Source organism: Nocardia sp. NPDC050712, assembly GCF_040654295.1.
Classification (GTDB): domain Bacteria; phylum Actinomycetota; class Actinomycetes; order Mycobacteriales; family Mycobacteriaceae; genus Nocardia.
Genome location: NZ_JBFAHT010000001.1, coordinates 1,016,503 through 1,041,378 on the forward strand (window position 1 = coordinate 1,016,503; position 24,876 = coordinate 1,041,378).

Genomic DNA, 24,876 nt, shown 5'->3' on the forward strand with positions numbered 1-24,876 from the left:
CCGGTTGTGAAGATGTCCGCGAAGCCCGTATCCGTGTCGGTCCCGCGCTCTGCGCCAGGTACCTTGGGTCAATGTTCTCGAAAGTCTTGGTTGCCAATCGCGGCGAGATCGCCATCCGCGCCTTTCGCGCGGCCTACGAACTGGGCATCGGGACGGTCGCCGTCTTTCCCTACGAGGACCGCAACTCGGTCCATCGTCTGAAGGCCGCCGAGTCCTACCAGATCGGCGAGGAGGGGCACCCGGTCCGGGCGTACCTCTCCATCGACGCGATCATCGATGCGGCCAAGTCCGCGGGCGCCGACGCCATCTACCCCGGCTACGGCTTCCTCTCGGAGAATCCCGACCTCGCCGCGGCCTGCGCCCGCGAGGGCATCACCTTCATCGGCCCGTCGGCCGAGGTACTCGAGATGGCGGGCAACAAGGCCACCGCCATCGAGGCGGCCAGAGCCGCCGGGCTGCCGGTCCTGAAGTCCAGCGCGCCGTCGGCCGATATCGACGAGCTGCTGGCCGCCTCGGAGCAGCTCGAATACCCGATCTTCGTCAAGGCCGTGGCCGGCGGTGGCGGACGCGGCATGCGCCGGGTCGCCGCACCCGAGCAGCTGCGCGAGTCGATCGAGGCCGCGTCCCGCGAGGCCGAGTCCGCCTTCGGTGATCCCACCGTCTTCCTCGAGCAGGCCGTGGTGAACCCGCGCCACATCGAGGTGCAGATCCTGGCCGACCAGCACGGCAACGTCATGCACCTGTTCGAGCGCGACTGTTCGGTGCAGCGCCGGCACCAGAAGGTCATCGAACTCGCGCCCGCGCCCAACCTGGACCCGGAGCTGCGCGAGCGGATCTGCAACGACGCGGTCGCCTTCGCCCGCCAGATCAACTACAGCTGCGCGGGCACGGTGGAGTTCCTGCTCGACGAACGCGGCAACCACGTCTTCATCGAGATGAACCCGCGCATCCAGGTCGAGCACACGGTGACCGAGGAGATCACCGATGTCGACCTGGTGCAGTCGCAGTTGCGCATCGCGGCGGGGGAGACGCTGGAAGACCTCGGCCTGAGCCAGGATTCGGTGTCCATCCGGGGCGCGGCCTTGCAGTGCCGGATCACCACCGAGGACCCGGCCAACGGGTTCCGGCCCGACACCGGCCGGATCACCGCCTACCGCACCCCGGGCGGCGCGGGCATCCGCCTGGACGGCGGCGCCAACCTGGGTGCGGAGATCGGCGCCTACTTCGACTCGATGCTGGTGAAGCTGACCTGCCGCGGCCGCGACCTGCCCGCGGCGGCCGCCCGGGCCCGCCGCGCGCTGGCGGAATTCCGTATCCGCGGCGTCACCACCAACATCCCGTTCCTGCTCGCGGTGCTCGACGACCCCGACTTCCAGGCCGGCCGGGTCACCACCTCGTTCATCGACGAGCGCCCGCAGCTGCTGACCTCGCGCGGCTCCGCCGACCGCGGCACCAAGATCCTGAACTACCTGGCCGACGTCACCGTGAACAAGCCGCACGGCGAGCGCCCCACCGCGGTGTACCCGCACGACAAGCTGCCCGCGCTCGACCTGAGCGTGCCGCCGCCGGACGGCTCGCGGCAGAAGCTGCTGGCCCTGGGGCCGGAGGGTTTCGCGCGGGCGCTGCGGGAGCAGAAGGCGGTCGGGGTCACCGACACGACCTTCCGCGACGCGCACCAGTCGCTGCTGGCCACCCGCGTGCGCACCAGCGGCCTGCTCGGCGTCGCCCAGCACGTCGCCCGGCTGACCCCGGAACTGCTGTCCATCGAGTGCTGGGGCGGTGCGACCTACGATGTCGCGCTGCGCTTCCTGTTCGAGGATCCGTGGGAGCGCCTGGCCGCGCTGCGTGAGGCCGTCCCGAACATCAACTTGCAGATGCTGTTGCGCGGGCGCAACACCGTCGGCTACACCCCGTACCCCGAAAAGGTCACGCGCGCTTTCGTTTCCGAGGCAGCCGCGACCGGCATCGACATCTTCCGCATCTTCGACGCGCTCAACAACGTCGACCAGATGCGCCCGGCCATCGACGCCGTCCGCGAAACCGGCAGCACCCTGGCCGAAGTGGCGATGAGCTACACCGGCGACCTGTCCAACCCGAACGAAACCCTCTACACCCTCGACTACTACCTGAAGCTGGCCGAGCAGATCGTCGACGCGGGCGCGCACGTGCTCGCGATCAAGGACATGGCGGGCCTGCTCCGCGCCCCGGCGGCCGCGAAACTCGTTACCGCCCTGCGCAGCAACTTCGACCTGCCGGTGCACGTGCACACCCACGACACCCCCGGCGGCCAGCTGGCCACCTACCTCGCGGCCTGGCAGGCCGGTGCGGACGCGGTCGACGGCGCCAGCGCCGCGATGGCGGGCACCACCAGTCAGCCCGCGCTGTCGGCGATCGTGGCCGCCGCCGCGCACAGCGAATACGACACCGGCCTGAATCTCCAGAACGTCTGCGATCTCGAGCCGTACTGGGAAGCGCTGCGAAAGGTGTACGCGCCCTTCGAATCCGGGCTCCCCGCGCCGACCGGCCGCGTCTACACCCACGAGATCCCGGGTGGTCAGCTGTCGAACCTGCGCCAGCAGGCGATCGCGCTCGGCCTCGGTGATCAGTTCGAGGAGGTCGAGGCGAAATACGCCGCGGCCGACCGGCTGCTGGGCCGCCTGGTCAAGGTCACCCCGTCCTCGAAGGTCGTCGGCGACCTGGCCCTGGCCCTGGTCGGCACCGGCGTCAGCGTCGACGACTTCGCCGCCGATCCCGGCCGCTACGACATCCCCGACTCCGTAATCGGTTTCCTGCGTGGCGAACTCGGCACCCCGGCGGGCGGCTGGCCGGAACCGTTCCGCACCAAGGCACTGGCCGGGCGCGGTCCCGCGAAGCCGGAAACCGAGCTGTCCGCCGCCGACGAGACCGGCCTGTCCGGCAGCTCGCTGGAACGCCGCACCACCCTGAACCGGCTGCTGTTCCCCGGCCCCGCCGCCGAATTCGAGGCGCACCGGGAGAAGTACGGCGACACCACCGGCCTGTCCGCCAACCAGTTCTTCTACGGCCTGCGCCACGGCGAGGAGCATCGCGTCCAGCTGGAGAAGGGCGTCACGCTGCTCATCGGCCTGGAGGCCATCGCCGAACCGGACGAGCGCGGCATGCGCACGGTCATGTGCATCCTCAACGGGCAGTTGCGTCCCGTCGCGGTGCGGGACCGGTCCATCTCCAGCGAGGTGCCGGTCGCGGAGAAAGCCGACAAGTCCAACCCCGGCCACTTGGCCGCGCCGTTCGCCGGCGTGGTGACCCTGGCCGTGTCCGAGGGCGACGCGGTCGCGGCGGGCGACACCATCGGCACCATCGAGGCGATGAAGATGGAAGCCGCGATCACCGCGCCGCGCGCGGGAACCGTTGCCCGCGTGGCGATCTCGAAGGTGCAACAGGTCGAGGGCGGCGACCTCCTCGTCGAATTGTCCCTCACCGAATGACACGCATCGTGGCCGGCACCGCCGGCGGGCGGCGCCTGCGCGTCCCGCCCGCCGGCACCCGGCCCACCTCGGACCGGGTGCGCGAGGCACTCTTCAGCGCCATCGACGCGCGCCTGGACCTGGACGGCGTCCGCGTACTCGACCTCTACGCGGGCTCCGGCGCCCTCGGCCTGGAAGCACTGTCCCGCGGCGCCGCACACGCCTTGCTCGTCGAATCCGACCGCAAGGCCGCCGCGGTCGTCCGCGGCAACATCACCGACCTCGGCCTGCCCGGCGCGGAACTCCGCAACGGCGCCGTCGCCGCGGTACTGCAACAGGGTGGCGCGGGTGAATTCGACCTGGTCTTCTCCGACCCGCCCTACGACCTGGACACCACACAGGTCATCGCGGACCTGCAGCTGCTCGCCGAGCGAAAGTGGCTGGCCGCCGACGCCCTCGTCGTCGTCGAGCGGTCCATCCGCTCACCCGAGATCACCTGGCCCGACGGCTATACCGCCGCCAAGGCCCGCAAGTACGGCGAGACTCGCCTGGAACTGGCCGAGTTCACCGGTTGAGGCCGGATCCCGGCGTTCGCCGGGCGCGCGGGAGCAGGTAGCGTCCACTCATGGCTGGAGCACTGTGCCCCGGGTCCTTCGACCCGGTCACCAATGGGCATCTCGACGTATTCACCAGGGCGGCGGCGCAATTCGACGAGGTTGTGATCACCGTCTCGGTCAACCCGAAGAAGCAGGGCATGTTCAGCGTGGAGGAGCGCATGGAGATGCTGCGGGAGTGCACCGCGCACCTGCCGAATATTCGGGTCGCCTCCTGGCAGGGTCTGACCGTGGATTTCGCCGCGCAGGAGGGGATCAGCGCGATCGTGAAGGGTCTGCGGGACTTCACCGACTTCAGCTATGAGGTGCAGATGGCGCAGATGAACAAGAAGCTCACCGGCGTCGATACCTTCTTCATCGCCACCACCCCCGTCTACAGCTACCTGTCCAGTTCGCTGGTCAAGGAGGTGGCCGCCTACGGCGGTGACGTCGCGGACATGCTGCCCGCCCTGGTGCACAAGCGCCTGCTCGCGCGTCTCGCCGAGAATCGCGCCTAGACAAAGAAAAACAAGCCCCGGTTCCGAGCGGAACCGGGGCTTGTCCGTAGCTGTCAGAAGACCAGGCCGCGCAGCGCGAGGAAGCGCAGCCCGCCGACCGCGGCGGTCAGCGCCAGTACCGCGCCGGCCTGCGCCGCACCGCCGAGCCCGGGGGCCCAGATCTCCAGTGCGGCCAATCCGGCCGTGCTGATGCCGAGCCCGATCAGGGCCAGCCCGCCGCCTTCCCACTGCGCGGTGAACCAGCCGACCCGGCCGGCCGCGTGGAAGGTGAGCTGACGGTGCAGTTCGTTGGCGATGACGGTGCTGACGATGGAGCCGACGACGTTGGCGATCAGCGGCCCGACGCCGTGCATCGCGAAGAACAGCAGCACGTAGGCGATATTGCTGGACCCGCCCACCAGGGCGAACCGGATCAGCTGGGCGAAGGCGCGGTCGCCGCGCAGGTAGCGGAGCAGCTGCTCGAACGGCGCGGCTGTCAGCTCGCCCATGGCCGGGTACGGGACAGCCCACGGGGTGTACATGCTCGCGGGCAGAACTGCCTGCCGTGGTGCTTCCAGAACCGTCATGGTCATTCCGATCGAACGTGTGCCCCTGAAGACTCGAGCGTCCTGCGTGGGGCCTGTGATCCGCTTAAAAAGTTCTTTCTCAGGTCTTTCATCGACTTCCTTAAGAATGTATCACCAAGCGGAGGGTGTCTCTCCACTTCTTTTGTGTGGCGTGCGAGACACTGGCGCGACACACCGGTAGAGGTCTCGGCCTGGGCGGTGATCGCAGGCACACTGGCTGAGATAGACACGGCAGAGAAGCGGGAGTGATCCATGTATCGCGTATTCGAAGCACTCGACGAGCTGGTGGCCATCGTCGAAGAGGCGCGCGGCATCCCGCCGACTCGCAATTGCATCGTGCCGCGTGGTGACGCGCTCGAACTGCTCGACGACGTGCGCGACGCGCTGCCCGGCGAGCTCGACGACGCCCAGGATGTGCTCGACCACCGGGACAAGCTCGTCTCCGACGCCAGATCCGCGGCCGAGACCACGGTGTCCAGCGCCAACGAGCAGGCCGAGGAGACCGTCGGCGGCGCCCGCCTGGAAGCCGATCGCATCCTGGCCGACGCCAAGGCGCACGCCGACCGGATGGTCGCCGAGGCCAGCGCGCACGCCGATCGCCTGGTCGCCAGCGCCCAGGCCGAGGCCGATCGCGTGATCGCCGACGGCAACGCCGAGTACGAGGCCGTCACCGGCCGGGCCCGGGTCGAATCCGAGCGGATGATCGAGGCCGGTCAGGCCTCCTACGATCGCTCGGTCGCCGAGGGCCAGGCCGAGCAGTCCCGGCTGGTGCAGCAGACCGAGGTGGTGCGGTCCGCGCACGCCGAGTCCGCGCGGCTCATCGACTCCGCCCAGGGCGAGGCGGACCGCATGCGTGACGAATGCGACCACTACGTCGACTCCACGCTGGCCGATTTCGAGGAGACCTTGAACGCCACGCTGCGCACCGTCGGCCGCGGCCGGCATCAGCTGCGCTCGGGTGCGGGCTCGCCCGACTACGTCTCGGAGTACCGGCGCTAGATCACCTCATTTGGGCTCGAGCTGCCCGCTCCAGTACTGTGGAGTGGTTGCCCATTCTCTTTCCCGATCGTGAGGTGAGTTCGTGATGTCCGCTGACAGCGGTCATGTGTCGCGTTCGCGCGCGGCCTCGCGCCGTGAGCCCGACGGTATTTTCGTGCACGACACCCGCAGCCTGGGGCGCCGCCCCGGTGACATGCGGGAGCTACGGCACACCGTCACTCTCACCGATCGGCTGGGATTGGAGATGGTCGCCGTCCCCGCGGGCGCCGAGGTGGAGCTCGATCTGATGCTCCAGTCGGTGTCCGAAGGTGTGCTGGTCACCGGAACGGTGGCCGCGCCGACCGCGGGGGAGTGCTCGCGCTGCCTGGAGCCGTTCACCGGCGAGGTGCGGCTGCATCTCACCGAGTTGTACGCCTACCCGGACAGTGCCACCGAGCAGACCACCGAGGAAGACGAAGTGCAACGCCTGGTCGACGACACGCTCGACCTGGAACCGGTGATCATCGACGCCATCGGGCTGGAGCTGCCGCTGCAGCCGACGTGCACCCCGGATTGCCCCGGGCTGTGCGCGGAGTGTGGTGTACGGATGGCGATTGCGGGATCTGATCACTCGCATGAGATACTTGACCCTCGCTGGGCCAAGCTCGCGTCGTTTGCCGCTGAATCGCCCAAGCAAGACCAAGACCAGTAGTTAGTACGTACGAAACCCCCGTTAAGAACTAGGAGAGTCAGTCGTGGCCGTTCCGAAGCGCCGGATGTCCCGTTCCAACACCAGGTCGCGGCGCAGCCAGTGGAAGGCTACCGCGCCGACCCTGGTCACCTGCCCGAACCGCGCCTGCGGCGAGAAGACCCTGCCCCATGTGGCCTGCCCGTCCTGTGGCACCTACAAGGGCCGCCAGGTCACCGCAGCCGTCTGACGGTTCGAATTTTCACACGTACCGACGTGACCGCCAGCAAGGACGCCACCGGAGCACCCGGTGACAACGCGAGCCTGCTCGCCGCGCTCGGAGTCGACGTACGACCGGATCTGCTACGCCTCGCGCTGACGCACCGGTCGTACGCCTACGAGAACGGTGGGCTGCCGACCAACGAGCGCCTGGAATTCCTGGGCGACTCGGTCCTCGGCCTGAGTATCACCGAACGCCTCTACCACGAGCACCCGGAGAAGTCCGAGGGCGAACTGGCGAAGCTGCGCGCGAGTGTGGTGAACATGCATGCGCTCGCCGAGGTGGCGCGTGTGCTCGGACCAGGCGGGCTCGGCCCGCACCTGTATCTCGGTAAGGGCGAAGAGCTCACCGGTGGCCGGGACAAGCCGAGCATCCTCGCCGACGGCATGGAGTCGCTGCTGGGTGCCGTGCATCTCGAGCACGGCATCGAGGTGGCACGCGAAGTCGTGCTGCGCCTGTTCGCCGATCTGCTCGAGCGCGGGCCCCGCATGGGCGCCGGCCTCGATTGGAAGACCAGCCTGCAGGAACTCACCGCCGAACGTGGCATCGGCGTGCCCGCCTACGAGATCAGCTCGACGGGCCCCGACCACGACAAGGAATTCACCGCGACCACGGTGATCGGTGGCCGTTCCTACGGTCAGGGCATCGGCCGCTCCAAGAAGGAAGCCGAGCAGAAGGCGGCGGGTGCCGCATACCAGGCGCTGACCGCCGAATCCTGAAACCCGGAGCCCTGATACGTGCCTGAACTGCCAGAGGTGGAGGTGGTTCGGCGCGGTCTGGACTCCCATGTCGTCGGCCGCGTCATCGAGTCCGTCGCCATCACCCATCCCCGGTCGGTGCGGCGGCACCTCGAAGGCGCCGCCGATCTCGCCGCCCGGCTGCAAGGGCTGCGCGTCGACTCCGCGCAGCGCCGCGGGAAGTTCCTCTGGCTCACCTTCGACGACCCCGAGTCCGCGCTGGTCGTGCATCTCGGGATGAGCGGGCAGATGCTGGTGCAGGCCGTGGACGCGCCGCTCGAGAAGCACGCCCACATTCGCGCCAGCCTGCACGACGGCACCCAGTTGCGGTTCGTCGACCAGCGCACCTTCGGTGGCTGGGCCCTGGCTCCCCTCGTCGAAGTAGCCGGCACCCGGGTTCCCGAACCGGTCGCCCACATCGCGCGCGACCCGCTCGATCCCCTCTTCGACCTCGAACTCGCGGTCACCGCCATTCGCGCCAAGCAGACCGAGATCAAGCGCGTCCTGCTCGATCAGACGGTGATTTCCGGCGTCGGCAACATCTACGCCGATGAGGCGCTGTGGCGGGCGAAGATCCACGGCAATCGCCTGGCTTCCGGCCTGACCCGCGCCGCGATCCGCACCCTGCTGACCGAGGCGACCACCGTCATGCGGGACGCCCTCGACGCCGGCGGCACCTCCTTCGACGCGCTGTACGTCAACGTCAACGGCGAATCCGGCTACTTCGAGCGGGCCCTGAACGTCTACGGCCGGGAAGACGAGCCGTGCCGCCGCTGCGGTGCGCCCATCAGCCGAATGAAGTTTATGAATCGTTCGTCCTTCTACTGCCCCCGGTGCCAGCCGAAGCCTCGCGGAGTGTGAGCAAATCGAGCTACCGTTTCTCCTAGGTGGCCGGGCATGAGGCCGGCCGTCGGGAGGAAGGACCACATGCGCAAGCTCACGTACTACGTCGCGTCGACGATCGACGGATTCATCGCCACCGAGGAGGGGTCGGTGAATTTCTTCCCGGTGGGGGGCGATCACGGGCCGGCGATCACCGCGCAGTATCCCGAGACGTTACCGACCAAGGTGCGCGAGGCCAGGGGCATCACCAAGAAGGCCGCCTATTTCGACACGGTGCTGATGGGGCGCAAGACGCACGACTTCGGCGTGCGGACCGGCACGTCGAGCCCGTACGCGCATCTGCGCCAGTTCGTGGTGTCGACCACGCTGCCCGAAACCCCCGATCCGGCAGTCGAATTGATCGCGGCCGATCCGGTGTCGAAGGTGCAGGAGCTGAAACGGGAGAAGGGGCTGGGGATCTGGCTGTGCGGCGGCGGGGAACTCGCGCAGGTGCTGCTGCCGGAGATCGATCAGATCTTCCTGAAGCTGTATCCGATCGTGCTGGGGCGCGGTAAGTCGCTGTTCGGTTCCGGGCCGCTGCTGCCCGATCCGGCCCGGTTCCGGGTGATCACCAGCCGGGTCTTCGAGGACGGGGTCGCCTTCGTGAAGTACAGCCGGATTCGGTAGGCGCTGTGGCCGACCAGGATCCGACCGTGACGGGGCCCGCGCCGGGGCCGGTGGAAGCGCTGCGCGAGATCGGATTCTGGTTGGAGCGCGAGCGCGCGGAGACGCATCGCGTGAAGGCTTATCGCCGCGCGGCCGACGTGGTGGCCGGGCTCTCGGCCGCCGAGCGCGCGAAACATGAACGCGCACACAGCTGGCAGGAGCTGGCCGGGATCGGGCCGAAGACCGCCACGGTGATCGAGCAGGCGTGCGCGGGCACGGTTCCGGTCTATCTGGCGGATCTGCGGCTGGCCGCGAAACCTATCGGCACACCGGGCAAGTCGTTGCGCACCCTGCTGCGCGGCGATCTGCACACGCACTCCGACTGGTCCGACGGTGGCAGCCCGATCGTCGAGATGATGAGTGTCGCCGCGGCATTGGGCCACGACTACTGCGCGCTGACCGACCACTCGCCGCGGTTGACGGTGGCGCACGGACTGACCGCGAGCCGGCTGCGGCGGCAGCTGGACATCGTGGCGGAGCTGAACGAGCAACTGGCCCCGTTCCGGATCCTCACCGGCATCGAGGTCGACATCCTCGACGACGGCGCCCTCGATCAGGAGGCCGACCTGCTCGCCGAGCTGGATATCGTGGTGGCGAGCGTGCATTCGCATCTGCGCGCCGACAGCGACGTGATGACCAAGCGCATGGTGTACGCGGTCGCCAACCCGAACGTGGACGTGCTCGGCCACTGCACGGGCCGCCTGATCACCGGCGGGCGCGGCACCCGCCCCGAGTCGTCCTTCGACGCCGAGGTGGTCTTCGAGGCCTGCAAGCAGTACGGCACCGCCGTCGAGATCAACTGCCGCCCCGAACGTCTGGACCCACCCTCGCGCCTGCTGCGACTCGCGGTCGAGACCGGCTGCTACTTCTCCGTCGACACCGACGCGCACGCCCCCGGCCAGCTCGACTGGCAGGGCTACGGCTGCGAACGCGCGGTCGCCAACGGCGTCCCACCGGACCGCGTCATCAACACCTGGCCGCTCGCGGACCTGCTGGCCTGGCGCACCGGCTAGTCGGTAAAGCGGTGTCACATTTGCGGGGGCTGTCTCGTCTAGCTGGTGAAGACCGACGAAAGGACATCGATATGCCTCGCTTGAACCTTCCCGGCCTCGCCCCCGAGGTCTACAAAGGCTGGTACGACGCCGAGATGGCGATTCGGCGCGGGCCGCTGGACGCGACGGTGCGGGAGCTGGTGAAGATCCGGGTCTCGCAGATCAACGGCTGCCTGTTCTGCATCGATATGCATACCACCGACGCCCGGCTGCACGGCGAGACCGAGCAGCGGATCTACTACCTGAACGCCTGGCGGGAGTCGGCGAAGTTCAGCGCGGTGGAGAAGGCGGCGCTGGCCTATGCCGAGGAGGTGACGACGCTGGGTCCGCACGGGGTGACCGACGCGGTCTGGGCCGAGGTCGAGCAGCACTTCGAGGAGGAGGCCCGCGCGGGGCTGGTGGCGGTGACCGCCATGATCAATCTGTGGAACCGGATCGGGGTGCCGTTGCGGATGGAACCGGCGGCGCCCTGAGCGGCCGGGTCAGTCGGTCGGCGGCAGGATCGGCCGGCTGAACAGTTCCTCGATCGGCTGCGGGCCGGTGTAGCGGCGGCAACCGCAGGCGACCCACTCGTGCAGGCCGCCGATGGTCTTACGACGGATCTCGGTGTGGCATACGCCTTTCTCCGGATCGTGCATGGACAGATCGTGTCCGCAGCCGCAGCGCGCGACGATCGGGGTGTCGCGGGCCGGTCGGCGGCCGAATCGGCCCAGGGCCCAGCCGGCGCCGACCAGGCCGGCGCCGAGGGCCAGACTCAGGGGATCGAGCATGGTTCCAGGGTAGGCCACGGCGAATCTGTCGGTGGCCTGAGCCAGGATGGACCTATGACCGAACTATCGCTGCGGGAACTGAACCGGACGCTGCTGGTGCGCCAGCTGCTGGCCGAGCGCGTCGAGCTCACGCCGCTGGAGCTGGTCCGGCATCTGGTCGCGGTGCAGGGGCAGGAGCCGAACTGGCCCTACGTCGGATTGTGGACGCGCCTGGCCGATTTCGACTACGCCGATCTCGAGTCGCTGCTGCACGACCGGAAAGTGGTGCGTTCCACCATGATTCGGCGCACCGTTCATCTGGCCACCGCCGAGGATTTCACCTGGCTGCGCCCGACGGTGCAGCCCTGGGTGGACGCGATGCTCAAGGCCGCCTACTACCGCGAGGAGATCGAGGGCGTCGATCAGGTCCGCCTGGCCGCTGCGGGCCGCACACTCCTATCGGGTAAAGCCCTGTCCCGCAGTGATTTCGGCAAGTTGCTCGCCGAGCAGTTCCCGGATCGGCACGCGCGCCGGCTGGCCGAAGCGGTCGAGGTCATGGTGCCCATGGCGCACAGCGCCGAGACGGGCGCCTGGGGCCGCTGGCGCAACCGCTACGTCACCGTCGGCCTCGCCGACGAATGGATCGGCGCCCCGCTCGGGGCGGCCGATCCCGCGCAACTGATCCGCCGCTACCTGGCCGCCTTCGGCCCCGCCACCGTCGCCGATATGCAGGCCTGGTCCGGCACCACCAGGCTGGCCGAGGTCATCGACGGAATGCGTTCGGAGCTCACGGTTTTCACCGACGATCAGCACAAGGTCCTCTTCGATCTGCCCGGCGCCCCGCTGGCCGACCCGGACCTGCCGGTCCCGGTCCGCTTCCTGCCCGCCTTCGACAACGCGGTGCTCGGCCACAAGGACCGCCGCCGCATCATCGCCGAGGAAGACCGGCAGCGCATCGCCAAGGAAGCCTCCGGGGGCGTGCCGATGTATCTCGTCGACGGCTTCGTGCACGGGCGCTGGGCGCTCGACGGCGCCACCCTGCGCATCACCCCGTGGCATCCGCTCGCCGAGGCCGACGCGGCGGCCGTCCGCGCCGAAGCGGAGACCCTGCTGCCGTTCCTCGCGCCGGGCGAAGCGGGCGAGGTCGTCCTCGAGGCGTGAGCTCAGGAAGTGGCCTGCGGCGTGCGGCGCCGGGTGACGACCGCGCCCTGCTGGATGCGCACGGTGGTGCCGGAGGGGTCGCGGACCGCGGAGTCGCGCGGGCCCCAGGGGCGCTCGACCGGTTCCTGGAGCACGTCGGCGCCGGCCGCCCGGACCCGCTCGAAGGTGCTGTCTAGGTCATCGGTGGTGAACACGAGCATGGGCAGGATGCCCTTGACCAGCAGCGCCCGTAGAGCGTCGCCGTCCTCCGGTGAGCGCCCCGCGTACGGGGTGGACAGGACATATTCCAGGCCGGGCTGGGCCGGGCTGGTCAGGTTCACCCAGCGCTTGTCGCCGGAGCCCAGGTCACTGACGAGTTCGAGGCCGAGGATGTCCCGGTAGAACGCCAGCGACTCGTCGACATCGGTGACCGTGATCTGGACGTACTGCAAGGCGAGGGTGGCCTGGCGGGGCGGCTCAAAAGGTGTGTTGCACATGAGAATTACGGTAGGCGCGCGGTAGGGCCCCGGGCTTCTCGATTCCTGATCGGATGTGTGCTTGGCTGAGGCGATGCGAAGACGGACTCGATGCACGATCGCAGGTCTCGGGCTGGTGCTGCTGTGGGGTGAGTGGGCGAGCTGGCAGGCCACCCGCCGGGGTGTGGGGCCGGCGCGCGGCGGGTCCGAGGCCGTGCTGGTGCTCGGCTACCGCAACGCGGGGGCCAGGGCCAATGCCATGAACAGGTGGCGGGTGCGCGCCGGTGTCCGCTCCATCGATGCCGGCGCCGAGAGCCGGCTCGTGCTGTGCGGCGGCGCGTGCGCGGGCCCGCACAGCGAAGCGGCGCTGATGGCGCGCTACGCCCGGGAGCAGCTGGGCTACCGCGGCACCCTGGTGCTGGAGGAGCAGAGCCGCAGCACCTGGGAGAACATCGCCTACGCGCTTCCGCTGGTGCGCGAGGTGGATCGCATCAAGATCGTGTCCATCCCGCAGCACGCGGAGCAGGCCCGGCGCTATCTCGCCCGGCAGGACCCGGGGCTGGCGGCCCGCCTCGTTCCCGCCGCCGAGTATCGGTTCGGGGAGTGGCTGCCGCTGAAGCCGGTGCTGGCGCTGTACGGGCTGCGCAAGGACGCCACCGGTGGGCGGCACCGGCTGGAGAATCAGCGCTGAGTGGTGCTCGGAACGGGCGTGGTGGTGGACGACGTGGTCGGGTACTGCTTGGTGTACACCGGTAGCTGGTAGGGCAGCCGCGTGTTCGGATCCGGTGTGGCGGGCTGGCCGGGTGCGAGGCTGAACGTGATCATCCCGACGATAACCAGGCAGACGGCGGCCGCACTGCCGAGCAGCGGTCGCAGGCAGGCGGCGGTGCGCCATCGTGCGCGCGCCTCGGACCGGCCCTCATCATGCATTGCGACTCCCACCTTTACGAACCCCTATCGATCAGATCGGGCCGCGCCGCCCGGGAGTTACCGCCGCATTACGCTCGAACCATGAAGTCTGTTTTGGTGACCGGTGCGGGACGCGGTATCGGTCAGGCCATTTCTCTGCGACTGGCCGGCAAGGGCTGGCAGGTCTACGCGGGCGTCCGCAAGATCGCGGACGGCGAAGCGCTGGCCGCGCGGCATCCGGGCATCGTCCCGGTTGTGCTGGACATCACCGATGCCGGACAGCTCGCCGAGCTGGACGCGGTGCTGCCCGCCGAGCTGGACGCGATCGTGAACAACGCGGGCATCGTGGTGGACGGCCCGGTCGAGACGCTCACCGTCGAGGATCTGCGCCGCCAGTTCGAGGTCAACGTGTTCGGCACCCTCGCGGTGACCAATGCCGTGCTGCCGCGACTGCGAAAGAGCAAGGGCCGCATCGTCTTCCTGTCCTCGCTCAGCGGCCGCGTCTCCACTCCGGGCACCGGGGCCTACAGCTCCTCCAAGTTCGCCCTCGAGGGTTTGGTCGACGCGCTGCGGATCGAGCTGCGGCCGTGGGGGATTCCGGTCTCGATGGTGGAGCCCGGTCCGACCGATACCGATATGTGGGGCGGCGCGCTGGACATGGTGGACGCGGGCCTGGAGCGGCTCACCCCTGAGCAGCGCGAGCTCTACGGCCCGCAGCTGGCGGGGATGCGCAAGATGGCGGCCCAGGTGCAGAAGATCGCCGCGCCGGTCTCGACCGTGGTCGACGATGTCGAACGCGCGCTCGGCGCGCGAAAGCCCAAGGCGCGCTACGTCGTCGGGCTGGCGGGTAAAGCGCAGGTGCTCGGCGCCCGGTTCACCCCGACCCCGGTGCTCGACCTGCTGCTGTCGTTCGCGAGCGGCATCAAGCGCCGGTGAACGGCGTCACGATCGGTCAGGCGGCGGCCTTCGTCGGCGTCACGATCAAGACCGTGCGGCACTATCACAAGCACGGTCTGGTCGCGGAACCCGAGCGCGACAGCTCCGGCTATCGCCGCTATGGATCGGCCGACCTGCTGCGCCTGGTCCAGGTCCGGACACTGGCCGCGGCGGGTGTGCCGCTGGCCGAGATCGGGCCCCTGCTCGACGCCGACGCCGCGGGGTTCGCCGCCGCCCTGTCCGACGTCGAGCGGGATCTCACCGCGCGGATCGAGGAGCTGACCCGCCGCCGCGACACGCTGCACCGGCTCGCCGACGGCAACCGGGCGCTGCTGCCCGACCGGGCGGTGGCGCTGCTGGAGCGGATGCCCGGTCTCGGCTTCGCCCCCGGGGAGATCGCGACCGCGCAGGAGGGCTGGGTGCTGGCCAAGGCCTTGGCGCCGGAGGGTTTCGACGAATACCTCACCCATCTGGAGCGCGCCATGGAGGACCCGCGGTTCGTCGCGATCAGCCTGCGGGCCTCGGAGGTGGCGACCTGGGACGCGGATGATCCGCGGATCCCCGAGTTCGCCACCGAGATGGTCGAGCACTATCTCGCGAATCCCGAGCAGTTGAAGATCCTGACCGGCATGCAAGCCCGCACCGAGGCCGCGACCCGGTACCGGATGATCGCCCATCACGGCGAGGAACGGGAGTCGGCCGGGGCCCGGGTCGCCGCGCTGATGGAAGCCGGGCTGCGCGCCGCGGGCGTCTATATCCCCAGACCGGAAACCCCCTGACCGAGACCCGAGCGGCCGGTGACGAAAAGTCACCGGCCGCAAGTGGTTTCAGCCCTGGAACGGGTAGCGCCGGTCCAGGTCCAGGTTGAGTTCCAGCACGTTCACCCGCGGCTCACCGAGGAAGCCGAGCGTGCGGCCCTTCGTGTGTGCCGCGACGACTTCGCGCACCTGATCGGCGCCGACGCCGCGCACCTTGGCAATTCGGTCCACCTGGATGGCGGCGTACGCGGGGGAGATGTGCGGGTCCAGGCCGCTGCCGCTGGCGGTGATCGCGTCGGCGGGTACGGCGGGGTCGGCCGGGGCCGGGCCGTAGATGGGCACGATGCGGCCGGTCGAGAAGTCCGCGCCGTCGTTGCAGACGACGGGCGTGCCCCGGTAGGTGGCGAGGAAGGGCTGCTGTGTCACCGAGCAGAACTCGTTGACGCTCACGACCTCGGTGGGGTGTGCCACCTCGCCGTCGGCCCCGCGCGGGCCGAGCACCGAAAGCACCGCGCCGACACCATTTCTGGTGCAGAACGGGCGCGCCCCGTCGACCCCCTCAAGGTCGGCGACCGCCAGGCTCCGCGCGCACACGGTGGTCAGCAGGCTGGCGTCGATTTCGGGTTTGCCCTCGTCATCGGTGCCCATGCGATCCACGATGTCCTCGGGGCCGAGGTTGGACGCCGAGGTGGACAGCGGGTCGTAGCCGTCGCCGGCGGCGGAGGGCCGGCTCTGGAAGTACTGCACCAGCGCGTTGCCGTCGGCATCGGTGAAGTTCTGCCCGATCAGGCTCGAGCCCACCACCTTTCCGTCGACGCGCACCAGGGACCCGTCGGCCCGGTCGTGCAGGCCGGGAATCTGCCCGACCGCGAAAACCGCCAGCGGGTAGGCGATTCCGGTGATCACGGTCAGCACCAGCAGCGCGCGCAGGGCGGCCAGGTGCTGCCGAAGCCAGGTTGACATGCGCATTTCAGGACATCCCGGGGAGGTGTTGGACGATGAGGTCGATGAGCTTGATGCCGAGGAACGGCGCGATGATGCCGCCGAGCCCGTAGATGGTCATGTTGCGGCTCAACAGTTTCGAGGCGTTGGCGGGCGTGTATCGCACGCCGCGCAGGGCCAGCGGAATCAGCGCCACGATGATCAGCGCGTTGAAGATCACCGCGGACAGGATCGCCGATTGCGGGCTGGCCAGCCGCATGATGTTGAGCAGGCCGAGGCCGGGGAACAGGGCCACGAACAACGCGGGAATGATCGCGAAGTACTTGGCGATGTCGTTGGCGATGGAGAACGTGGTGAGCGCGCCGCGGGTGATGAGCAGCTGCTTCCCGATCTCCACGATCTCGATGAGTTTGGTCGGATCGGAATCCAGATCGACCATGTTGCCCGCCTCTTTGGCGGCCGAGGTGCCGGTGTTCATGGCCACGCCCACGTCGGCCTGGGCCAGGGCGGGTGCGTCGTTGGTGCCATCACCGGTCATGGCGACCAGGCGCCCGCCGTCCTGCTCCCGCTTGATCAGCGCGAGCTTGTCCTCGGGCGTCGCCTCCGCGAGGAAGTCGTCGACGCCCGCCTCCTCGGCGATCGCCTTGGCGGTCATCGGATTGTCGCCGGTGATCATCACGGTGCGGATGCCCATCCGGCGCATCTCGTCGAACCGCTCGCGCATGCCCTGCTTCACGACATCCTTGAGTTGGATGACGCCCAGCACCCGGGCGGTCCCGCCCTGGACCTCACCCACCACCAGCGGTGTGCCGCCGGACGCGGAGATGCCCGCCACGATGCCGTCGATCTCGGCGGGCACGGTGCCGCCCTCGGCCCGCACCCACTCGGTGACCGCACTGGCCGCCCCCTTGCGCAGCCGGTGCCCGTCGGCGAGGTCGACGCCCGACATCCGGGTCTGCGCGGTGAATTCCACCCAGTTCGCGCCGAGCAACTCACCCGGTGTGCGTTCGCGCTTGTTGAACACCTCTTTCGCGTAGACCACGATCGAGCGTCCTTCGGGCGTCTCGTCGGCGAGGCTGGACAGTTGCGCGGCGTCGGCGACCTCGTCGTCCAGCACGCCCGGTGCCGGCACGAAGGCCGAGGCCTGCCGGTTGCCCAGGGTGATGGTGCCGGTCTTGTCCAGCAGCAGGGTGTTGACATCGCCCGCCGCCTCGACGGCGCGCCCGGACATGGCCAGCACGTTGCGCTGCACCAGGCGGTCCATGCCCGCGATGCCGATGGCCGAGAGCAGCGCCCCGATCGTGGTCGGGATCAGGCAGACCAGCAGCGACACCAGCACGATGCCGGTGATGCCGTACTGATCCAGCGCCGAAGTGTCGTCGACGCCAGGGTTGTTCGCCTTGGAGAAGATCGCCAGCGGCTGCAGGGTGGCCACCGCGAAGACGAAGATGATCGTCAGCGAGGCGAGCAGGATGTTCAGGGCGATCTCGTTCGGCGTCTTCTGCCGGGACGCGCCCTCGACCAGGGCGATCATCTTGTCGATGAAGCTGGCGCCGGGTTCCTGGGTGATCCGCACGACGATCCGGTCCGAGAGCACCGTGGTGCCGCCGGTCACCGCGGAACGGTCACCGCCGGATTCCCGGATGACGGGCGCGGATTCACCGGTGATGGCCGATTCGTCCACCGAGGCGATGCCTTCGACGACATCGCCGTCCCCGGGGATGATCTGGCCGGCCTCGACCACGACGTAGTCGCCGCGCCGCAGCTCGGGCGCGCCGACCCGCTCCTCGACGATCCGGGCGCCGGGCGACCAGTCGGTCAAGCGCCGGGCCACGGTGTCGGTCTTGGCTTTACGCAGGGTGTCGGCCTGGGCCTTGCCGCGGCCCTCCGCGACCGCCTCGGCCAGGTTGGCGAAGATGACGGTGAGCCACAGCCACACCACGATCGCCCAGGCGAAGAACGACGGGTTCAGCAGGGCGAGCACCGTCGACCAGACGGCGCCGATCTCGACGATGAGCATCACCGGGTTGCGCCACATCAGGCGCGGATCGAGTTTGCGCACCGCGTCCGGCAGCGACCTCAGCATCTGCTTCGGATCGAAGGCCCCGCTGCGCGGCCCCTTGACCTTCGGCGTCGGAGCCGGCGTGGTGACTTCAGGTATTTCTACTGTGGGACTGGACATTTCAGTGGATTCCCTCGGCGAGCGGCCCGAGCGCGAGCGCGGGCAGGAAGGTGAGCGCGACCAGGATGAACGTCACCCCGGCGACCAGGCCGACGAACTGCGGCCGGTGTGTGGGCAGCGTGCCGATCGACTCCGGTGTGTGGCCCTGCCGGGCCAGCGAACCGGCCAGGGCGAGCACGAAGATCATCGGCAGGAACCGGCCGAAGATCATGGCCAGGCCGAGCGCGGTGTTGAACCACTCGGTGTTGCCGGTCAGACCGGCGAAGGCCGAACCGTTGTTGTTGGCCGCGGAGGTGAAGGCGTACAGCACTTCCGAGAGCCCGTGCGGACCCTCGTTGAGCATGGACGCGCGCTGGCCCGGCAGTGCCATGGCGACCGCGGTGCCCACCAGCACGATCAGCGGGCTGATCAGGAAATAGGTTGCGGCGAGCTTGATTTCGCGCGGCGTGATCTTCTTGCCCAGATACTCCGGGGTGCGCCCGACCATCAGGCCCGCGACGAACACCGTGATCACCGCGAGGATCAGCATGCCGTACAGCCCCGAGCCGACGCCGCCGGGCGCGACCTCGCCGAGCTGCATGTTGAACATCAGCATCAGGCCGCCGAGGCTGGTGTAGGAGTCGTGGAACGAGTCCACCGCACCGGTCGAGGTGAGCGTCGTGGCGGCCCCGAAGACGGCCGAGCTCGGCACGCCGAACCGGGTCTCCACGCCCTCGGTCGCCGCCCCGATCGCGGTCGGCACCGTTCCGTGGGCGCGGATCTGGAAGAACATGGTCAGCGAGGTGCTGATCAGCGCGATGACGCCCATCACCGACACGATCGCGAAACCCTGCTTCTTACTGCCGACCATGCGGCCGAAGGTGCGCGGCAGCGAGAAGGCGAGCACCATCAGCAGGAAGATCTCCAGCCAGTTGGTCCACCCGTTCGGATTCTCGAACGGGTGCGCGGAATTCACGTTGTAGAAGCCGCCGCCGTTGGTGCCGAGTTCCTTGATGACCTCCTGGCTGGCCACCGGCCCGCCCGGAATGGTCTGCGCGCCACCGGTAATGGTGTCGACGACCTGGTCGTTCAGCACGAAGTTCTGCACGGCGCCGCCCGCGACGAGCACCACCGCGGCCACGAAGGAGATCGGCAGCAGGATGCGGATCGTGCCGCGCACCAGGTCGACCCAGAAGTTGCCGAGATCGCCGGTGTGCCGGCGCGCGAACCCGCGGACCAGCGCGATCGCCACCGCCATGCCGACGGCCGCGGAGACGAAGTTCTGCACCGCCAGCCCGCCCATCTGCACCAGATGGCCCATGGTGGATTCACCGCTGTAGTTCTGCCAGTTCGTGTTCGTCACGAAGCTGACCGCGGTGTTCCAGGCCAGCGCGGGGGTGAGCTCGGTGGCCGGATCGTTTAGGTGCAGCGGCAGCAGGCCCTGCACCAGCTGGAAGACGAAGAGGAACAGGATGCCCACCGCCGAGAACGCCAGCACGCTGCGGGCGTAGACCGCCCAGGTCATCTCCACGCCGGGCTGCACACCCACGAGCTTGTAGAGCAGCTTCTCGACGCGAGAGTGCTTGGTGCTGTTGTAGACCCGGTACATGTAGTCGCCCAGCGGCACGTGAACCAGGGCGAGGGCCAAGATCAGGGAGACCAGGAAAACGATCCCCGCGGTTGTCGTACTCACCTAGAACCTCTCCGGGAAGAGCAGCGCCGCGACCATGTACACCGCGATACCGACGGCCAGGACCAGACCGATCAGGTTCGCGATCACAGCTTCTCCACCCCGCGCTGGATCAGGCCCAGCAGGGCGAATATCGCCACGGTGAGCACCGTGAACACCACGACAGACATGAAAGACAACCTCCGTACGGCGCTCGGAACGATGAGCGCGTCCAGGTGAGTGAAGCGCCCGTATCCGGCGATCCCGCGGTTCCTTACGACTCCTTAGCGCCGGGCTCGGGCGCCTTTGCGCTTCGTTTACGCCGGGGCCCGTGTGGGGCGCAAAGAGGCCGTCAAAGGATCGGGCCGGGCCGTCAACACACCGTAAAGACGCCGGATATCCGCTGATCGGTAGGTAGAAACGAGACAGCCGGCCAGGCGGATCCACTCCAGCGCAACCGGGTAGTCGAGGGTGCGAGGGAAGGTTTGGACATGTCGGCTGTGCCGGTTGTCGTCATCGCGGGATTCCTGTGCGGTGTGCTGATGCTGCGGATACTGGGAGCGCGCCTGGAGCGGGCGCGCCCGCGGGTTGCCCGGGTCCCGGGTCGTCGCGCGCGATGATGACAGCGTGAAACGCGGGCAACTTCGCATCTACCTCGGTGCGGCGCCGGGGGTCGGCAAGACCTACGCCATGCTCGGCGAGGCGCGGCGCAGGCTCGAACGGGGCCGTGACGTGGTGGCCGCGATAGTGGAAACCCACGGCCGGGCCAAGACCGCCGAACTGCTCGACGGCATCGAGCGGATCCCGCCGAAGCTGGTGTCCTATCGCGGCACCGAGCTGCCCGAATTGGATGTCGAGGCGGTGCTGCGGCGCGCGCCCGCGGTGGTGCTGGTGGACGAACTCGCGCACACCAACGCTCCGGGCAGCGCGAACGCCAAGCGCTGGCAGGACGTGGAAGTCCTGCTCGACGCGGGCATCGACGTGGTGTCCACGGTTAATGTGCAGCATCTGGAGAGCCTCAACGACGTGGTCGAGCGGATCACCGGCATCCAGCAGCGCGAGACGGTGCCGGATGCCGTCGTCCGGGGCGCGAGCCAGGTCGAGCTGGTCGACATCACGCCGGAGGCGCTGCGCCGCCGGATGTCCCACGGCAATGTCTATAAGGCGGACAAGGTCGACGCCGCGCTGCGCAACTACTTCCGCCCCGGCAATCTGACCGCGCTGCGCGAGCTGGCGCTGCTGTGGCTGGCCGATCAGGTCGACGCGGCGCTGGCCAAATACCGGGCCGACCACCAGATCACCGAGTTGTGGGAGGCCCGCGAACGCGTGGTCGTCGCGGTCACCGGCGGTCCGGAATCCGAGACGGTGGTGCGCCGCGCGGGTCGCATCGCCACGAAATCCAGTGCCGATCTGGTGCTGGTGCATGTGGTGCGCGGCGACGGGCTGGCCGGTGTCTCGACCGAACGGCTCGTGCGCCTGCGCGAGCTGGCCGCCGGATTGAACGCGAGCCTGCACACCGTCACCGGCTCCGATGTGCCCGACGCCCTGCTCGAGTTCGCGCGCGAGGCGAACGCCACCCAGCTGGTGCTGGGCACCTCGCGCCGCTCGCGCTGGGCGCGGATGGTCGACGAGGGCATCGGCGCCACGGTGGTGCAGCGCTCGGGCAAGATCGACGTGCATATGGTGACGCACGAGGAATCGAACACGGGGATACGCCGGTATTCGGTGCTGCCCCGGCGCGGGCTCTGGGCCTGGGCCGGCGCCCTGCTGATCCCGGCCGCGGTGTCCGCGGTCAGCGCGGCCCTGGACCGGTATCTCGATCTCGGTGGCCTGAGCGCTCTGTTCTTCGTCGGCGTGGTCGCGGTCGCGCTGCTGGGTGGCGTCGTTCCGGCGGCGCTCTCGGCGCTGCTGTCCGGCATGATGCTGAACTGGTTCTTCACCCCGCCCACCCGCAGTCTCGCTATCGCCGAGCCGGATAACTTCGTCACCGTCGTGGTGCTGCTCTTCGTCGCGGTCGCGGTGGCCGCACTGGTCGACGTGGCCGCCGCGCGAGCCCGGCAGGCGCGCAAGGCTTCCCGGCAGGCCGAACTGCTGACGATGTTCTCGGGCGCGGTGCTGCACGGCGCCGACCTGCCGAATCTGCTCGAGCAGATTCGGGAAACCTATGGTCAGCGCGCGGTCGCCCTGCTGTGCGGTGACCAGGTGCTGGCGGCTGCGGGCACCGACCCGCCGCGCCGGGCCGCCGACGCGGACACGGTGATCGAGGCGGGCGACGCCACCAGCCTGTTGCTGCTCGCGGGTCGCGGGCTCGCCTCGGCCGATCGTCCGGTGCTCAACGCCGTGGCCAACCAGGCCGCCGGACTGGTGCGCCAGGCCCGTCTCGCGGAGGAGGCCAGCGCCGCCGCGGCCCTGCTCGAGGCCGATCGGCTGCGGCGCGCGCTGCTGTCCGCGGTCAGCCACGACCTGCGCACGCCGCTGGCCGGGGCCAAGGCCGCGGTCTCCAGCCTGCGCAGCGACGACATCGAGTTCTCCACCGAGGACACCGCCGAATTGCTGGAAACCATCGAGGAATCCGTCGATCAGCTCACCGCGCTGGTCGGCAACCTGCTCGATTCCTCGCGCTTGGCGGTCGGGGTGGTCGCGCCGCAACTACACCGGGTGTATCTCGACGAGGTGGTGCACCGGGCGCTGGTGAGCGTCGGGATGGGCGCGCGCGGGTTGCGCCGGGCCGCCATGAATCGGGTACAGATCGAGGTCGGCGAGGTGTCGGTGCTGGCGGATGCCGGTCTGCTGGAGCGGGTGCTGGCCAACCTGATCGACAACGCGCTGCGGCACGCGCCGCGGGAAACCCCGGTCCGGGTGACCGCCGAGCGCACCGGCGCGCGCGTCTCGATCGCGGTGCTCGACACCGGTCCCGGCGTCGCGCCCGGCTCCGAGGAGCAATTGTTCGAGCCGTTCCAGCGCCTGGGCGACCGCGACAACAGCACCGGGGTCGGGCTCGGCCTCTCGGTGGTGCGCGGCTTCGTCGACGCGATGGGCGGCAGCGTGCACGCCGAACCGACGCCCGGTGGCGGGTTGACGATGCTCGTGGATCTGCCCGCGGCGGACCCGGTCGAGGGGGCGCGGGCCGAACTCGCGGGTGCTCGGCAGCGGAAGATGGAGACCCCAGGTGACAGCGACAACGACAGCGAGGGTGATCGAACGTGACGAAGCGGTCCGGTCCAGCCGGGAATCGTCGATGACCGATCGCAAGAGCGACGCCCCGGCGGTCAAGGTGCTCGTCGTCGACGACGAACCGCAGATCGTGCGGGCGCTGCGGATCAACCTGTCGGTCCGCGGGTACGAGGTGCTGACGGCGGGCAGCGGCGGCGCGGCATTGCGCATCGCCGCCGACAAGCATCCCGACGTGGTGATCCTCGATCTCGGCCTGCCCGATATCGACGGCATCGACGTGCTCGCCGGACTGCGCGGCTGGACCTCGACCCCGGTGATCGTGCTCTCGGCCCGCACCGATTCCGCCGACAAGGTCGAGGCGCTGGACGCCGGTGCGGACGACTACGTCACCAAGCCCTTCGGCATGGACGAACTGCTGGCCCGGCTCCGCGCCGCGGTGCGCCGCGGCGCGGGGGACCCCGGCACCCACGAGCCGGTGGTCGAGACCGCGTCGTTCACCGTCGACCTGGCGCTGAAGAAGGTGACCAAGAACGGCGCGGCCGTGCATCTGACGCCGACCGAGTGGGGGATGCTCGAAATGCTGGTGCGCAACAAGGGCAAGCTCGTCGGCCGCAAGGAGCTGCTGCGGGAGGTGTGGGGTCCGGCGTACGCGACCGAAACCCATTATCTGCGGGTGTACCTGGCCCAGCTGCGGCGCAAACTCGAGGACGATCCGTCACGGCCCAGGCACTTGCTCACCGAGGCCGGTATGGGGTACCGGTTTCAGGAATAGGAATGTGTCAAACCTGCGCGATGTTCTCAGGCGTGCATGGCAGGACCACATCGAGATGGCAGGATCGTGAGCATGGCTGAAGAAACCCCGACCACCCTGTGGGTCGAGCGCACCGGTACCCGGGCATACACCGGCCGCAGCTCGCGCGGCGCGGAAGTGCTGATCGCGAGCCAGGGTGTGCCCGGCGCGTTCACCCCGGGCGAGCTGCTGAAGATCGCGCTGGCCGGCTGCTCCGGGCTGAGCGCCGACTTCACCCTCGCGCGCAAGCTCGGCGACGATTTCGACGCGACCATCCGGGTCTCCGGCGACGCCGACCGGGAGAACGAGGTCTACCCGCAGCTGGACGAGTCCTTCGAGCTCGACCTCAGCGAACTCGACGAGGCCGCCCGCGAGCGGCTGCTGGTCGCGGTGCAGCGCGCCATCGACAAGGTGTGCACCGTCGGGCGGACGCTGAAGGCGGGCACCAAGGTCACTCTGAACTTCGACGTCGACGCCTAGATGGACCCGGTCCGGCTGAGTGCCTGGGTGCACGGCACCGTGCAGGGCGTCGGGTTCCGCTGGTGGACCCGTTCGCGCGCACTGGAACTCGGGCTGACCGGGTATGCCCGGAATTCGCGCGACGGCCGCGTGCACGTCATCGCCGAGGGGCCGCGCCCGGCGGGCGAGAAGTTGCTCGCGCTGTTGCGTTCCGGTGAATCACCTGGCCGGGTCACCCTGGTTGTGGAAAGCTGGGAGCCCGCGCGGGGGGATATGTCCGGATTCGAGGAGCGGTAATGAGGGCGAAGCG

At 69.1% G+C, this 24,876-nt stretch carries 29 protein-coding genes; 20 read left to right on the forward strand and 9 right to left on the reverse strand.

Features of this window, described 5'->3' with window-relative positions; genetic code table 11:
* The first annotated feature begins 71 nt into the window (after positions 1 to 71).
* From AB0H76_RS04865 to coaD, 3 genes are read left to right on the forward strand one after another with little or no spacing between them, the layout of a single operon-like run.
* On the forward strand, positions 72 to 3,464 hold the full coding sequence (locus tag AB0H76_RS04865) for a pyruvate carboxylase (RefSeq protein WP_357317461.1): 3,393 nt from the start codon (positions 72 to 74) through the stop codon (positions 3,462 to 3,464).
* The gene (rsmD, locus tag AB0H76_RS04870; RefSeq protein WP_357317464.1) at positions 3,461 to 4,018 is read left to right on the forward strand and encodes a 16S rRNA (guanine(966)-N(2))-methyltransferase RsmD; all 558 of its coding nucleotides are present in this window, start codon (positions 3,461 to 3,463) and stop codon (positions 4,016 to 4,018) included. The genes AB0H76_RS04865 and rsmD overlap by 4 nt, the downstream gene beginning before the upstream one ends.
* Positions 4,019 to 4,068: 50 nt before the next feature.
* Positions 4,069 to 4,554, forward strand: coding sequence for a pantetheine-phosphate adenylyltransferase (coaD, locus tag AB0H76_RS04875; protein WP_357317467.1), 486 nt, complete (start codon positions 4,069 to 4,071; stop codon positions 4,552 to 4,554).
* Between the two features lie 53 nt (positions 4,555 to 4,607).
* On the opposite strand, the gene AB0H76_RS04880 is transcribed toward coaD, so the two are convergent.
* The gene (locus AB0H76_RS04880; RefSeq protein ID WP_357317470.1) at positions 4,608 to 5,120 is read right to left on the reverse strand and encodes a GtrA family protein; all 513 of its coding nucleotides are present in this window, start codon (positions 5,118 to 5,120) and stop codon (positions 4,608 to 4,610) included.
* A gap of 252 nt (positions 5,121 to 5,372) precedes the next feature.
* Here AB0H76_RS04880 and AB0H76_RS04885 point away from each other — a divergent pair, with 252 nt between their 5' ends.
* The 8 genes from AB0H76_RS04885 (at position 5,373) to AB0H76_RS04920 (ending at position 10,876) form a co-directional block, all read left to right on the forward strand.
* Complete coding sequence (locus AB0H76_RS04885) at positions 5,373 to 6,119, forward strand: DivIVA domain-containing protein (RefSeq protein ID WP_357317473.1); 747 nt, start codon at positions 5,373 to 5,375, stop codon at positions 6,117 to 6,119.
* Positions 6,120 to 6,204: 85 nt separating this feature from the next.
* Complete coding sequence (locus AB0H76_RS04890; RefSeq protein ID WP_357317476.1) at positions 6,205 to 6,810, forward strand: DUF177 domain-containing protein; 606 nt, start codon at positions 6,205 to 6,207, stop codon at positions 6,808 to 6,810.
* A gap of 43 nt (positions 6,811 to 6,853) precedes the next feature.
* Entirely contained in the window at positions 6,854 to 7,036 is a 183-nt protein-coding gene (rpmF, locus tag AB0H76_RS04895) for a 50S ribosomal protein L32 (protein WP_357317479.1), read from the forward strand.
* Between the two features lie 26 nt (positions 7,037 to 7,062).
* A complete protein-coding gene (gene rnc / locus AB0H76_RS04900; RefSeq protein ID WP_357317481.1) occupies positions 7,063 to 7,785 on the forward strand; it encodes a ribonuclease III in 723 nt (240 codons plus the stop codon).
* Positions 7,786 to 7,803: 18 nt separating this feature from the next.
* Entirely contained in the window at positions 7,804 to 8,664 is an 861-nt protein-coding gene (gene mutM / locus AB0H76_RS04905; protein WP_357317483.1) for a bifunctional DNA-formamidopyrimidine glycosylase/DNA-(apurinic or apyrimidinic site) lyase, read from the forward strand.
* 66 nt (positions 8,665 to 8,730) lie between these two features.
* Positions 8,731 to 9,312, forward strand: a complete 582-nt coding sequence (locus tag AB0H76_RS04910; RefSeq protein ID WP_357317486.1) for a dihydrofolate reductase family protein — start codon at positions 8,731 to 8,733, stop codon at positions 9,310 to 9,312.
* 26 nt (positions 9,313 to 9,338) lie between these two features.
* A complete protein-coding gene (locus AB0H76_RS04915) occupies positions 9,339 to 10,364 on the forward strand; it encodes a PHP domain-containing protein (RefSeq protein ID WP_357320391.1) in 1,026 nt (341 codons plus the stop codon).
* 71 nt (positions 10,365 to 10,435) lie between these two features.
* Positions 10,436 to 10,876, forward strand: a complete 441-nt coding sequence (locus AB0H76_RS04920; RefSeq protein ID WP_357317488.1) for a carboxymuconolactone decarboxylase family protein — start codon at positions 10,436 to 10,438, stop codon at positions 10,874 to 10,876.
* Positions 10,877 to 10,885: 9 nt separating this feature from the next.
* Here the strand turns inward: AB0H76_RS04920 and AB0H76_RS04925 are convergent, their stop codons facing one another.
* Positions 10,886 to 11,173: a hypothetical protein gene (locus tag AB0H76_RS04925; RefSeq protein WP_357317491.1), complete on the reverse strand. Its 288-nt coding sequence runs from the start codon at positions 11,171 to 11,173 to the stop codon at positions 10,886 to 10,888.
* Between the two features lie 54 nt (positions 11,174 to 11,227).
* On the opposite strand from AB0H76_RS04925, the gene AB0H76_RS04930 reads away from it, so the two are divergent.
* Positions 11,228 to 12,313 carry a winged helix DNA-binding domain-containing protein gene (locus AB0H76_RS04930; protein WP_357317493.1) on the forward strand — a complete coding sequence of 362 codons (1,086 nt, stop codon included), beginning with the start codon at positions 11,228 to 11,230 and terminating at the stop codon, positions 12,311 to 12,313.
* A gap of 2 nt (positions 12,314 to 12,315) precedes the next feature.
* Here AB0H76_RS04930 and AB0H76_RS04935 read toward each other — a convergent pair whose 3' ends face one another.
* Entirely contained in the window at positions 12,316 to 12,789 is a 474-nt protein-coding gene (locus AB0H76_RS04935; protein ID WP_357317496.1) for a VOC family protein, read from the reverse strand.
* A gap of 73 nt (positions 12,790 to 12,862) precedes the next feature.
* On the opposite strand from AB0H76_RS04935, the gene AB0H76_RS04940 reads away from it, so the two are divergent.
* On the forward strand, positions 12,863 to 13,459 hold the full coding sequence (locus tag AB0H76_RS04940; protein WP_357317498.1) for a YdcF family protein: 597 nt from the start codon (positions 12,863 to 12,865) through the stop codon (positions 13,457 to 13,459).
* On the opposite strand, the gene AB0H76_RS04945 is transcribed toward AB0H76_RS04940, so the two are convergent.
* The gene (locus tag AB0H76_RS04945; protein ID WP_357317500.1) at positions 13,450 to 13,698 is read right to left on the reverse strand and encodes a hypothetical protein; all 249 of its coding nucleotides are present in this window, start codon (positions 13,696 to 13,698) and stop codon (positions 13,450 to 13,452) included. The two genes, AB0H76_RS04940 and AB0H76_RS04945, sit on opposite strands and share 10 nt — an antisense overlap.
* An 81-nt stretch (positions 13,699 to 13,779) precedes the next feature.
* Between AB0H76_RS04945 and AB0H76_RS04950 the strand changes: the two genes are divergently transcribed.
* The gene (locus AB0H76_RS04950) at positions 13,780 to 14,613 is read left to right on the forward strand and encodes an SDR family oxidoreductase (protein WP_357317503.1); all 834 of its coding nucleotides are present in this window, start codon (positions 13,780 to 13,782) and stop codon (positions 14,611 to 14,613) included.
* Positions 14,610 to 15,392 carry a MerR family transcriptional regulator gene (locus tag AB0H76_RS04955; protein WP_357317506.1) on the forward strand — a complete coding sequence of 261 codons (783 nt, stop codon included), beginning with the start codon at positions 14,610 to 14,612 and terminating at the stop codon, positions 15,390 to 15,392. Before AB0H76_RS04950 ends, AB0H76_RS04955 begins: the two co-directional genes overlap by 4 nt.
* Before the next feature lie 48 nt (positions 15,393 to 15,440).
* Here AB0H76_RS04955 and AB0H76_RS04960 read toward each other — a convergent pair whose 3' ends face one another.
* From AB0H76_RS04960 to AB0H76_RS04980, 5 genes are read right to left on the reverse strand one after another with little or no spacing between them, the layout of a single operon-like run.
* Positions 15,441 to 16,340 (reverse strand): potassium-transporting ATPase subunit C, encoded by a 900-nt coding sequence (locus tag AB0H76_RS04960; RefSeq protein WP_357317508.1) that lies wholly within the window; start codon positions 16,338 to 16,340, stop codon positions 15,441 to 15,443.
* A 1-nt stretch (position 16,341) separates the two neighbouring features.
* A complete protein-coding gene (kdpB, locus tag AB0H76_RS04965) occupies positions 16,342 to 18,495 on the reverse strand; it encodes a potassium-transporting ATPase subunit KdpB (protein ID WP_357317511.1) in 2,154 nt (717 codons plus the stop codon).
* A 1-nt stretch (position 18,496) separates the two neighbouring features.
* The gene (gene kdpA, locus AB0H76_RS04970) at positions 18,497 to 20,167 is read right to left on the reverse strand and encodes a potassium-transporting ATPase subunit KdpA (protein ID WP_357317514.1); all 1,671 of its coding nucleotides are present in this window, start codon (positions 20,165 to 20,167) and stop codon (positions 18,497 to 18,499) included.
* Positions 20,168 to 20,254, reverse strand: coding sequence for a K(+)-transporting ATPase subunit F (kdpF, locus tag AB0H76_RS04975; RefSeq protein WP_357320394.1), 87 nt, complete (start codon positions 20,252 to 20,254; stop codon positions 20,168 to 20,170). It abuts the gene before it with no gap.
* Positions 20,251 to 20,334, reverse strand: a complete 84-nt coding sequence (locus AB0H76_RS04980) for a potassium-transporting ATPase (RefSeq protein WP_067449012.1) — start codon at positions 20,332 to 20,334, stop codon at positions 20,251 to 20,253. The genes kdpF and AB0H76_RS04980 overlap by 4 nt, the downstream gene beginning before the upstream one ends.
* A 300-nt stretch (positions 20,335 to 20,634) precedes the next feature.
* On the opposite strand from AB0H76_RS04980, the gene AB0H76_RS04985 reads away from it, so the two are divergent.
* The 5 genes from AB0H76_RS04985 to AB0H76_RS05005 all read left to right on the forward strand — a co-directional run bounded on the left by AB0H76_RS04985 (position 20,635) and on the right by AB0H76_RS05005 (position 24,863).
* Positions 20,635 to 20,763: a hypothetical protein gene (locus AB0H76_RS04985; protein ID WP_357317517.1), complete on the forward strand. Its 129-nt coding sequence runs from the start codon at positions 20,635 to 20,637 to the stop codon at positions 20,761 to 20,763.
* A gap of 7 nt (positions 20,764 to 20,770) precedes the next feature.
* The gene (locus tag AB0H76_RS04990; protein ID WP_357317520.1) at positions 20,771 to 23,350 is read left to right on the forward strand and encodes a sensor histidine kinase KdpD; all 2,580 of its coding nucleotides are present in this window, start codon (positions 20,771 to 20,773) and stop codon (positions 23,348 to 23,350) included.
* Between the two features lie 31 nt (positions 23,351 to 23,381).
* A complete protein-coding gene (locus AB0H76_RS04995) occupies positions 23,382 to 24,089 on the forward strand; it encodes a response regulator (RefSeq protein WP_357317522.1) in 708 nt (235 codons plus the stop codon).
* Between the two features lie 72 nt (positions 24,090 to 24,161).
* Positions 24,162 to 24,587, forward strand: a complete 426-nt coding sequence (locus AB0H76_RS05000) for an OsmC family protein (protein WP_357317524.1) — start codon at positions 24,162 to 24,164, stop codon at positions 24,585 to 24,587.
* A complete protein-coding gene (locus AB0H76_RS05005) occupies positions 24,588 to 24,863 on the forward strand; it encodes an acylphosphatase (protein WP_357317527.1) in 276 nt (91 codons plus the stop codon).
* Positions 24,864 to 24,876 lie beyond the last annotated feature (13 nt).

Bases quoted from the DNA above. Each gene is read 5' to 3' on its own strand.
- AB0H76_RS04865 (WP_357317461.1), top strand. From the start codon at position 72: ATGTTCTCGAAAGTCTTGGTTGCCAATCGCGGCGAGATCGCCATCCGC.
- rsmD (WP_357317464.1), top strand. From the start codon at position 3,461: ATGACACGCATCGTGGCCGGCACCGCCGGCGGGCGGCGCCTGCGCGTC.
- coaD (WP_357317467.1), top strand. From the start codon at position 4,069: ATGGCTGGAGCACTGTGCCCCGGGTCCTTCGACCCGGTCACCAATGGG.
- AB0H76_RS04880 (WP_357317470.1), bottom strand. From the start codon at position 5,120: ATGACGGTTCTGGAAGCACCACGGCAGGCAGTTCTGCCCGCGAGCATG.
- AB0H76_RS04885 (WP_357317473.1), top strand. From the start codon at position 5,373: ATGTATCGCGTATTCGAAGCACTCGACGAGCTGGTGGCCATCGTCGAA.
- AB0H76_RS04890 (WP_357317476.1), top strand. From the start codon at position 6,205: ATGTCCGCTGACAGCGGTCATGTGTCGCGTTCGCGCGCGGCCTCGCGC.
- AB0H76_RS04910 (WP_357317486.1), top strand. From the start codon at position 8,731: ATGCGCAAGCTCACGTACTACGTCGCGTCGACGATCGACGGATTCATC.
- AB0H76_RS04920 (WP_357317488.1), top strand. From the start codon at position 10,436: ATGCCTCGCTTGAACCTTCCCGGCCTCGCCCCCGAGGTCTACAAAGGC.
- AB0H76_RS04925 (WP_357317491.1), bottom strand. From the start codon at position 11,173: ATGCTCGATCCCCTGAGTCTGGCCCTCGGCGCCGGCCTGGTCGGCGCC.
- AB0H76_RS04930 (WP_357317493.1), top strand. From the start codon at position 11,228: ATGACCGAACTATCGCTGCGGGAACTGAACCGGACGCTGCTGGTGCGC.
- AB0H76_RS04935 (WP_357317496.1), bottom strand. From the start codon at position 12,789: ATGTGCAACACACCTTTTGAGCCGCCCCGCCAGGCCACCCTCGCCTTG.
- AB0H76_RS04940 (WP_357317498.1), top strand. From the start codon at position 12,863: ATGCGAAGACGGACTCGATGCACGATCGCAGGTCTCGGGCTGGTGCTG.
- AB0H76_RS04945 (WP_357317500.1), bottom strand. From the start codon at position 13,698: ATGCATGATGAGGGCCGGTCCGAGGCGCGCGCACGATGGCGCACCGCC.
- AB0H76_RS04950 (WP_357317503.1), top strand. From the start codon at position 13,780: ATGAAGTCTGTTTTGGTGACCGGTGCGGGACGCGGTATCGGTCAGGCC.
- AB0H76_RS04960 (WP_357317508.1), bottom strand. From the start codon at position 16,340: ATGCGCATGTCAACCTGGCTTCGGCAGCACCTGGCCGCCCTGCGCGCG.
- kdpB (WP_357317511.1), bottom strand. From the start codon at position 18,495: ATGTCCAGTCCCACAGTAGAAATACCTGAAGTCACCACGCCGGCTCCG.
- AB0H76_RS04980 (WP_067449012.1), bottom strand. From the start codon at position 20,334: ATGTCTGTCGTGGTGTTCACGGTGCTCACCGTGGCGATATTCGCCCTG.
- AB0H76_RS04985 (WP_357317517.1), top strand. From the start codon at position 20,635: ATGTCGGCTGTGCCGGTTGTCGTCATCGCGGGATTCCTGTGCGGTGTG.
- AB0H76_RS04995 (WP_357317522.1), top strand. From the start codon at position 23,382: ATGACCGATCGCAAGAGCGACGCCCCGGCGGTCAAGGTGCTCGTCGTC.
- AB0H76_RS05000 (WP_357317524.1), top strand. From the start codon at position 24,162: ATGGCTGAAGAAACCCCGACCACCCTGTGGGTCGAGCGCACCGGTACC.
- AB0H76_RS05005 (WP_357317527.1), top strand. From the start codon at position 24,588: ATGGACCCGGTCCGGCTGAGTGCCTGGGTGCACGGCACCGTGCAGGGC.